Below are 5,829 nucleotides of genomic sequence, written 5' to 3' on the forward strand. Positions count from 1 at the left end.
AGACTTAATCACGCGGGATTGTAGGAGTCCAGTAGCTTGGCTAATTTGCTTTATATCCTGATTCGGGCAACTTCTGAGACATCTCAAGACATCCTGATCATCCCAGCCTGGATCAAACGGCTCTGGATTTTCAAGTTCCGTCACCCTGGGTGACGAAATTGCTAAGGAAAGCTGCCCCGGTGTGGATTGTCTTTTCATCGGCCGGACCCCCTGCCATCATCATCTCCGGTGGTGATAGCTCGAGTATTTATAGCCAAAATTGCCAATTGTGAGTTTTTGGCTATGCTGCGAACCAGGAAAAGCCTTGTCACAAAAGGACGATTGTCATAAATTAGGGCGCTTACTATATCAATATCACAGGCGATTCGGGAAAAAGCGGCGTAATCCTTTTTAACCAGGTCTCGAAGTTCCAGCACTTCGGACTCAAGTTCCCGCACTTTAGACTCAAGTTCCAGCACTTCTGGGGGAACGGTCGGGATGGTATCAGTAATCTGATGAGCGATCGCCGACACCGGGGCAGGTGATTTTTTAACTTTTTCGTCACCCTGGGTGACGGAATTGGTGGCTTGATGCGCGGCGGTTTTGTCACCGGTGATAGTTTGGGGATTAGAGTTCTGTCTGTTCATGGCTAATATAATGCTTGAGGGTTTTGCCAAATGCCGAAAGAAAAAACACCCCCCACTGGCATGAGGGGCGCTTAAATTATTCGGACACCTGCTGGAGAACTTCCTGCCGGATTTTCTCCATCTGCTCTTTCATTTGAGACTGATACTCTCTGTTCGCTAGTAGCCGTTGCTCTAGTCGCGCTTCATGGCTTTTGACATAAGAATCAAATCCAGCGAACAGCTCCTCCAACAGGTCTAAGATTTTCCCGCCTGTTCCGAGGTGATGACACCCCCCTGGCTGGAAATAATCCCCCTGGCAATTTGCTCGATCAGTTCTGAACGGTTCAGAGTCAACTCTGTAGCCATCTGATCCAACAACTTGACCGCTGTTTCCGTCAATGTCATTGTGACAGCCTTCTTCTTCTCCCCGTACAAAACGTTGGGAGTCCGATGCTGATAGGGTTTGCTCTTTTTCATGTTCCTTGTCCACAACCTCTCCAAAAAAAATATCATAAATATATTTACATTTTTATATTTACCATGTTATCTTAGATTCATGCAACCTAAATATATTTAAGTTGCGTCGCACCTCTATCACCTGCGGCCAACTGAGGAAAAGGGGGTAGGCGGCTCTCCCGGTGGATCTGGGACAGCGATCGCATTAATTGCGAACTACGAGCGCCTCTTTTAACTCACTTCCTGCGGCCACTATTCGAGCGAGAGAGATAAAAAGCCGGATATTGAGAGCGGGGAAGTTGATAGATGTAAGCGATCGCCATGAGGTTGGTTAAGCGATCGCACCAGTCAACCCTATATATAAGGTCAAAGCCTATGGTGAATAGAAAAGCTAAGGCCGCAGAATTGCCTAGCGGGTTTCACCGCCTAGACAAAAAACATCAGCGGATCTTCTTGGTTACTTGTTTAGCTTGGATGCTGGCAGACCGACAAGTTGCGGCTAACGGGCAGCAACAAATCGGACGGCATTTAAGAAGGACTGCTCAAACAACTGTGTTCAAACTATCTGATGAGGAGGTAGCCCACTACATTGCAGAAATAGAGGATTCCCTACAGCGGAATCCCCAACTAGCCGGACCCATTGGTTTGGTGTTCAAAGTTCACAACTCGTAATTCCAAAAGGAAGGGGGAAACCCGAAATTTCCCCCTACCCACCATCGTCCTTTAGCAAAAGGAATTTGAATATGAGCGATCCTAATTCGCCCCGTTCAGTCATCAGTATAACATCTGATGCTGCTACGGGTCAACTCAACTTGTCCGAATCACTAACACCAGAGGAGGTTTTTGCCTACCTGAGTTTAATCAGCAAAATGCTCGAATATACACCCGATGAATTGGAGGAAATCCTATGGAAACACCAGACAGAAGAGAGATTCCGCTCTCCCATTCTGCCGTTTCCGACACAGCAAAATCCGTCCTTTTAGCATTGCTGCAAAATCCTAGCCTTGTCTATGAGTTGCCATTAACAACTCAGCAGGTTGGTCGGCTGCTAAAGGAAAGCTGGTATCTCGCCAATGAAATGCTGGCAACTTACCAGAGGAGTAATGGGGATGAACTGAGAGCGATCGTTTTAAGCGGTCGCCCTAACGAGGAGGTGAAAAACTACGATGTCAACTAGCCCCAGTAACGACCCGTTTGCACGGATCAAACTTCAGGCTGCGGCTACTTCCAATCAGGAGCTAACCCGTTGCCTACAACAAATGATTGAAGTTCTGGAGTCACAAAACCCCGACTACAGACAAGTTAGAAGTCAACTGCTTAGGGCTACCTGCCTGAGTTATGAAGTAGTGCGACATCTCGACGCTGCCGGCTTGAGTATTGGTCACTAAATAAAAGGGCTTGGGGCTGCTTACCTCAAGCATTCCCCAAGCAAGCCAGTCAGGAGTTTCTGATGCGAGAGTTATGCGAGCGATCGCTTTCTCTTACTCACCATTGGCGCTTAATCATAGCACCATCTGACTGGTTAATGCTAGACGTGCGCGCGCCGTGAGGATATAGGCGATCGTCTCTATCCCCATCTGGATAGATAGGCGATCGCTTCCCCCCCCGGTGTCCGCCAATCAGTTACACCAGCAATCTGGAGACAGAAAGGATGAAAAAATTAACCAACGAACAGAAAGTCGCTCAACTTAGTATCTTGCTGCAACACTTAGAACCCAAAGCCTTAAACACATTGCACAAATCGTTTTTGGATCGGTTTAATCAGGAGATTGCAGTCAACCCCCAAAAGCAGTATGTGAAAAAAATGCTTGATGCGATCGAGAACGGGGAAGTTGTCGCTAACCATGAATCAAGCGCGGGCGATCGCCTTCTCATTTCTATGGCTTGGCAGATGTTCTCGGCTAGTCCATCTGTCCAGGAGTCACTATCCTTTGATGAGTTTACCCAACAAGCGCTTGCATCCTACGCGGTTGCTGCCCTAAAAAAAACTAAGTGTTTCTTAGAAATAGCCAATACCTTTATCGCCGAAGACCATGGAGAATCTGGAGAATGAAATCTACTTAGGCGGCCTGCTAGATATCGCCGCCAGTATTGAAGATTACGCCGAGAGGATTAATGTTCGCCTTGATGGTTTTTCGAGGGAAAAGCCAGAACATCTAGCCGAAGTGATTGGTTATCTACAACTAATCAAAGACCTAACCACTCAAGGATTAAAGGAGGCTAAAAAATTGTGACCAATGACCGCGACCATCTGGACGAACAATTGAGGCGACTGCCAGGGTTTAAGGAAGAAATCTTAGATATCAGCTACATGGTGAGGAAACTTTACTATGACATCGACCAGATTTTTAGCTACTGCTTTAGCGACAAACTCACTAAACCTTACGCCCAAAAGCAATTTCTCAACAAACTAGAGAAATTTGTTACCAACACCCAGGAAGCCGGAAAACTCATTCCCCAACTCATTGAAAAAATTGGAGGCTCTGATGATGAATAGCACAAACCAGCGAAACCCACAAACCCAATACACCAAACAGCTAAAAGAGGAAGTCTTAAAGTCCATTGAAAACATTAGCGTACAGGTTTCCTCTTTGTGGTTAAAAGCCCAAGTCCCGAACCCCGATGAACCCTTAACCAGGGAAAACATCAGTAACTACTTGGAACAGCTAGCACGGGCTGTGAAAGTAGAAGCCAACAACTACAGCGAGAATCTTCCCGACAATGAGGATAAACATTCCCCTTACGAATGGGTCGATTTGACAGTAGATGCAACCTCGCTTATGGACTGTTTATTAAAAGCTAAGGCAAGTATTGATAACACCATTGCTCATCTAAGAGTTATCGATTTTGCCACTAACGTTAAACCATACCAAGATGTTGACAGTTACGCAGCATACCTTAACTACTGCCATGAGCGAATTTCTACAGACTTGGAAAATGCACTTGCTGAATTAGAAGATCTAGATTTCACCGCCTGATGAGTCCTGACCGGTAAAGGACGAAACTTCCTCCCGCCGCTGGGGGGAAGTCGCGGATAACCGGGTGATTCCCTCCGCATTGATGACTAGCCCCCCACCTGGAAACGGGAGGGAAACCTCCCCAAGTTTTTACTGGGGGCAGAAGTCAGCAATCATTTCTAGCTGGGTTCCAACCCCAGCAGTCGAAGCGAGTTTACTCCCCCGGATAGAATGGGCGAAAGCCGTAACAGCTTCTTGGGAGTGATTTTCCACCATACTTAACAGGAAAAATGAATAGTTTAATAGTAGGCCTTGACGTTAGTTCGTCGTGGTGCGATGCCGTGTGGCTGGAATCGATGCCAACCGGTGCCGTGCGGGATTTTTTCGACTCCCCAGCATTTGCTGAGTGCCACCGAAAACTGGAAGCGAACGCGAAGTCTATCCAGTTTCTGGTATCTTTGGAGCCGTCTGTCGTGGTATTAGAGCCGACTGGAACTTATAGCAGGTTCTGGATTGACTCTCTCCATCGGGAAGGAATCCCAGTCTTGAAAGCGGATCAAACCATGATCAAGGACAGTCGGAAAAGCTATGGGGGAACTTCCAACAAATCTGACCCCTATGATGCCCTCATCATGGTGATTACTTACTTTCAGCACTACCAAACCAATTATGATCGCAGGTATTGGGTACGGGAGCGGCCGCCAGCGGTTGCCAAAATTGAGCAATGCCTGAGAGATATTCAGTCCTTTACCAAGCGCCGCACTCAAGTCATAAACCAAGCCAAGTCGCGGCTGGTCTATGAATTCCCAGCTAGGGCTAAAGTTCAAGTAAAAAGAGAAGCTGGGAGCCTAGATCCGGACAAACTGCCAGCTTGGTGGGGTTGGGCTTGTGGCTGGACTTCCCAAGGTAGTTGGGAAATTCCCAAAGGGGTTAAAACCAAGTTTGACAATGAATACGCGAAAGCGATCGCGGCGGGTGAAGGGACTGGCATTAGTGTAGTGACTGCCCGACTAGCCCAACAGATTTGTATGTGGCATCAGTCGGAGGCAATGGTAGAGCAGGAGATGCTCGGCTACCTGAACCTTCCAGAATTTGATTGTTACCACCGGGTGTTTGATAAGTTCGGTTTTGGTTCCCGCGAACGAGGCTGGCTGCTCACTCGGATCGTACCCTTTGATGAGATGTTTAAATGCCTTCCCAAGTCTAAAGCCATGCGACGATTCCGGCAGTTGTGCGGGTTGGGGGCTACTCAAGTGCAATCTGGGCAGGCTGACACTCGTAGCAGTTTTACCGGAAGTAAAGAGGCGCGATCAACCTTGCATCAGTTTGTTGTACGGGCAATCGAGAAGGGGACTCATCGCGAACAGAAACCGGGTGGAGGTGCGATCGCGACGACCCCCTACGATTGCCTTTCCAAATCACCAGAGGCTCAGTCTCTTAGACTCTACTGGGTGACTAGAGCATACCACAAAGGGAACAAAGTTTCCGGGGCGGCGCTCAAGGCTGCCAGGAATGCCACATCCAGAAAGCTGGCTGAGACTTTATTTAAGGCTCTGTGGGATATGCGATAATCTACTTCATTCATAGTCTTATTACAAAGCCCCGCTAACTAATTGTCTCGGCGGGGCTTTTTATTGTTCAAAGTTTGGGGGTAGGATAGAACTGATACTGACAGAGTTACGTCCTGTTAGCAGATTAACTGAACATTGCTTGACAATACTCAACAATCAGTCTAAGCTAGATAAGTACACAACCAGCGAGCTAAATGCCGAAATATACATCACCGAGTGAAACGGCTCAATACTTTGGTT

General features: G+C 47.5%; 10 protein-coding genes and 1 pseudogene. 8 read left to right on the forward strand and 3 right to left on the reverse strand.

What is annotated here, in order from left to right; all coding sequences use genetic code 11:
• From P5683_RS22075 to P5683_RS22085, 3 genes and pseudogenes are all read right to left on the reverse strand, one after another.
• Positions 1-198, reverse strand: a pseudogene (locus P5683_RS22075) (winged helix-turn-helix domain-containing protein); the annotation flags it as partial.
• Positions 195-626 carry a hypothetical protein gene (locus P5683_RS22080; protein WP_006669628.1) on the reverse strand — a complete coding sequence of 144 codons (432 nt, stop codon included), beginning with the start codon at positions 624-626 and terminating at the stop codon, positions 195-197. The pseudogene P5683_RS22075 and the gene P5683_RS22080, both read right to left, overlap by 4 nt.
• A 234-nt stretch (positions 627-860) precedes the next feature.
• Positions 861-1,082: a ribbon-helix-helix protein, CopG family gene (locus P5683_RS22085; RefSeq protein ID WP_196797709.1), complete on the reverse strand. Its 222-nt coding sequence runs from the start codon at positions 1,080-1,082 to the stop codon at positions 861-863.
• A gap of 354 nt (positions 1,083-1,436) precedes the next feature.
• On the opposite strand from P5683_RS22085, the gene P5683_RS22090 reads away from it, so the two are divergent.
• The 8 genes from P5683_RS22090 to P5683_RS22125 all read left to right on the forward strand — a co-directional run bounded on the left by P5683_RS22090 (position 1,437) and on the right by P5683_RS22125 (position 5,589).
• Positions 1,437-1,733 (forward strand): hypothetical protein, encoded by a 297-nt coding sequence (locus P5683_RS22090; RefSeq protein WP_006623238.1) that lies wholly within the window; start codon positions 1,437-1,439, stop codon positions 1,731-1,733.
• Positions 1,734-1,968: 235 nt separating this feature from the next.
• Positions 1,969-2,238 (forward strand): hypothetical protein, encoded by a 270-nt coding sequence (locus P5683_RS22095; protein WP_006669629.1) that lies wholly within the window; start codon positions 1,969-1,971, stop codon positions 2,236-2,238.
• Positions 2,228-2,449 carry a hypothetical protein gene (locus P5683_RS22100; RefSeq protein WP_006669630.1) on the forward strand — a complete coding sequence of 74 codons (222 nt, stop codon included), beginning with the start codon at positions 2,228-2,230 and terminating at the stop codon, positions 2,447-2,449. The genes P5683_RS22095 and P5683_RS22100 overlap by 11 nt, the downstream gene beginning before the upstream one ends.
• Positions 2,450-2,712: 263 nt before the next feature.
• On the forward strand, positions 2,713-3,114 hold the full coding sequence (locus tag P5683_RS22105) for a hypothetical protein (RefSeq protein ID WP_006623243.1): 402 nt from the start codon (positions 2,713-2,715) through the stop codon (positions 3,112-3,114).
• Positions 3,095-3,295 carry a hypothetical protein gene (locus P5683_RS22110; RefSeq protein WP_006623244.1) on the forward strand — a complete coding sequence of 67 codons (201 nt, stop codon included), beginning with the start codon at positions 3,095-3,097 and terminating at the stop codon, positions 3,293-3,295. The genes P5683_RS22105 and P5683_RS22110 overlap by 20 nt, the downstream gene beginning before the upstream one ends.
• Positions 3,292-3,558: a hypothetical protein gene (locus P5683_RS22115; RefSeq protein ID WP_006667976.1), complete on the forward strand. Its 267-nt coding sequence runs from the start codon at positions 3,292-3,294 to the stop codon at positions 3,556-3,558. Before P5683_RS22110 ends, P5683_RS22115 begins: the two co-directional genes overlap by 4 nt.
• A complete protein-coding gene (locus P5683_RS22120; protein ID WP_315645568.1) occupies positions 3,548-4,039 on the forward strand; it encodes a hypothetical protein in 492 nt (163 codons plus the stop codon). Before P5683_RS22115 ends, P5683_RS22120 begins: the two co-directional genes overlap by 11 nt.
• A gap of 269 nt (positions 4,040-4,308) precedes the next feature.
• A complete protein-coding gene (locus tag P5683_RS22125; RefSeq protein WP_006623248.1) occupies positions 4,309-5,589 on the forward strand; it encodes an IS110 family transposase in 1,281 nt (426 codons plus the stop codon).
• Positions 5,590-5,829 lie beyond the last annotated feature (240 nt).

Origin of the sequence: Limnospira sp. PMC 1279.21 (assembly GCF_032349615.1) — a bacterium.
Lineage (GTDB): Bacteria > Cyanobacteriota > Cyanobacteriia > Cyanobacteriales > Microcoleaceae > Limnospira > Limnospira fusiformis.